Source organism: Streptomyces sp. NPDC058964, from assembly GCF_042741275.1.
GTDB lineage: Bacteria > Actinomycetota > Actinomycetes > Streptomycetales > Streptomycetaceae > Streptomyces.
The window spans coordinates 1-2670 of the sequence record NZ_JBHYKH010000803.1 but is presented as its reverse complement, the minus strand read 5'-3'; the positions used below and the strand labels follow the sequence as shown (position 1 = coordinate 2670).

The following is a 2670-nucleotide window of genomic DNA, read 5'->3' as shown; positions in this document are numbered from 1 at the left end:
TCTCCGCGCCCCGCCCCCCCCCAGCCCCCCCCCGGGCGACCCGTGCGCCCCCGCCCCCCCGGCGCCGGGGGGGCCGTCATGCGCGCCCGCGGGGTGGCGCGGGCCCCCCCCCCGGTCCCCTGCGCGCCGTACGTGTTCGCGGAACTCGCCGAGACGCTCGCCGACGTGGGGGAGTTCTGCGAACGCTGGGCGCAGACCGGAGGAGGGGAGTTCCCCGACCCGGAGGGCGGTCAGCCGGACCCCGCCCTCTTCGAGCGCGTCGGGCCGGAGGCCGCCCTGGCCTGGCTGACACTGCCCCAGTGGGAGATGGCGTCCGTCGCCATGCTCAGCCACGCCCCCGTGCGCACCGCCCTGGACGGCGCCCTGCGCGAGCGCCTGCTGCGCGCCCTGCGGACCGTGCAGGAGGCCTCCGGCCACGACTTCAAGTGCCTGGCCTACGCCCTCCTGGTGCTCGACGGCGAACCGCTGGTCGTGCTGCACCGCCCCACCGGAACCGGCTTCGCGATGCGCATGAGCGGCATCGGCGACAACTTCCAGCTGCACACCCTGCTCGCCGACGTCCTCGTCGGCGGCGGCCACATACCCGGCCGGGCCCCCTCCGCGCAGGAGGCGGCCGTGTGCCGGGACCAGCCCGGGCAGGTGCACACCACCGGCTCCTTCAACCTCGTCACCCCCACCGGGGAGTGGGTGTGGAACGAGGGGACGCCCACCGACATCCCCGTCGTCGACGGAGTCCGGCTGCTCGTCCTCGACCCGCCGCCCTACGAACGCAGCTGGCCCGCGGGCCGGTTCTTCCCGAACATCACGGGCGACCTCGTCCTCGAGCGCGTACTGGACACGGCGGAGGCCGGACGCCTGCTCGCGGGGTGCGTGACGAAGGACGGCTGACCGGGCGGGGGACCCGCCGTTCAACATCCCCACATCCGCTCTCCCGGCACAGGTCACGCGTACGCCAACCGGCATCGGAAGAACAGGAGCGACGGGCCGCACGCAACCGGCCCCGTCGCCTCCCCCCGCCGAACCGGCCCGTGACCAGGAGAGAGCCATGAGCGGCGTTTCCACCCTCGACCGCCCCCCGCAGCCCGCGGCACCCACCCGCTACACCGTCACCCTCGCCCGTGACGAGGCCGACGTGCGTGCCGCGCAGCGGCTGCGGCACGAGGTGTTCGCCGGGGAGATGGGCGCCCAGTTGTCGAGCCCGCAACCGGGACACGACATCGACCCCTTCGACGCGTACTGCGATCACCTGCTCGTGCGCGACACCCTGACCGGGCAGGTCGTCGGCACCTACCGGCTGCTGCCGCCGGAGCGGGCCGCGGTCGCCGGACGGCTCTATTCGGAGGGCGAGTTCGACCTGGGCCCGCTCGATGCGATCCGTCCGGGCCTGGTCGAGGTCGGCCGCTCCTGTGTGCACCCGGACCACCGCGACGGCGCGGTCATCGCGCTGATCTGGGCCGGGATCGCCCGCTACATGGCGGACCGCGGCCACGAGTGGCTGGCCGGCTGCTGCTCCATCCCGCTGGCCGACGGCGGCACCCTGGCCTCCGCCGCCTGGGAGCGGGTGCGGGACAAGCATCTGGCCCCAGAGGAGTTCCGGGTACGGCCGTTGCTGCCCTGGATCCCGAACGGGTCGGCCGCACCGGCCCGGACCGAGCTCCCGGCCCTCCTGCGCGGCTATCTGCGCCTCGGCGCCTGGGTCTGCGCCGAGCCCGCGCACGACCCGGACTTCGGGGTCGCCGACCTGTACGTGCTGCTGTCGATGCGCCGGGTCAACCCGCGCTATCTGCGGCACTTCCTCTCGCTCGTGCCGGCCTGATGAGCGTCTGGCTGCCCAGCGCGCCCTGCACCCCGGGGGCGTGCGTGGAACCGACGGGGTCCGCGACGGCCGTACCACGGGCCGTGCTGCGGCTGACGGGTCTCGCGCTCCTGGTCCTGGCCGGGATCGTGCTCTCCCCACTGGGCAGCCGGACACCCGCCGGACTGGTGAGCCGGTGGTGCCGGGCGATCGTCCGGGCCGCCGGGGTCCGGGTCCGGCTCACCGGCACCGCCGCACCCACCGGCGGACTGCTCCTGGTGGCCAACCACATCTCCTGGCTGGACATCCCCCTGCTGGCCGCCGTGCGGCCCGCGCGGATGCTCGCCAAGACGGAGATCCGCCGGTGGCCCGTGGCCGGGGTGCTGGCGGCACGGGGCGGTGCCCTGTTCATAGAGCGCGACCGGCTGCGCGCGCTCCCGGACACGGTGGCCCGCATCGCGCACGCCCTGCGGGAGGGCGCCGCGGTCGTCGCCTTCCCCGAGGGCAGCACCTGGTGCGGCCGCGCCCAGGGCCGCTTCCACCGTGCCGTCTTCCAGGCCGCGCTCGACGCCGGTGTCCCCGTCCAGCCCGTGCGGCTGCACTACCGGCTGACCGGCGGAGCGGCCAGTACGGTGCCCGCGTTCGTCGGTGAGGACACGCTGCTCGCCTCGCTGTGGCGGGTGGTGTCCGCGCGTGGTCTGGTGGCCGAGGTGGAGGTGCGGCCGGTGATCCCGCCGGGCAGCCACGCCGACCGCCGTTCCCTCGCTCGCGCCGCCGAGCCGGCCGGGCACGGGCCCGCGTGGACCCACGCGGCTTCGGTGACGCCCCGGGTGTGAACCCCGGTGCCACGCCGACCGCTGTTCGCCGGCCCGGGC

3 protein-coding genes are annotated in these 2670 nt (G+C 75.5%); all 3 read left to right on the top strand.

Going from position 1 to position 2670, the window contains the following annotated elements; all coding sequences use genetic code 11:
- A partial coding sequence (locus tag ACFW2E_RS44965) for a hypothetical protein (RefSeq protein ID WP_384477432.1) occupies window positions 1–888 on the top strand: 888 nt, incomplete at its 5' end.
- A 157-nt stretch (window positions 889–1045) separates the two neighbouring features.
- Complete coding sequence (locus ACFW2E_RS44960) at window positions 1046–1816, top strand: GNAT family N-acetyltransferase (RefSeq protein WP_384477429.1); 771 nt, start codon at window positions 1046–1048, stop codon at window positions 1814–1816.
- Window positions 1816–2631, top strand: coding sequence for a lysophospholipid acyltransferase family protein (locus tag ACFW2E_RS44955; protein ID WP_384477426.1), 816 nt, complete (start codon window positions 1816–1818; stop codon window positions 2629–2631). The genes ACFW2E_RS44960 and ACFW2E_RS44955 overlap by 1 nt, the downstream gene beginning before the upstream one ends.
- Window positions 2632–2670: the final 39 nt, after the last annotated feature.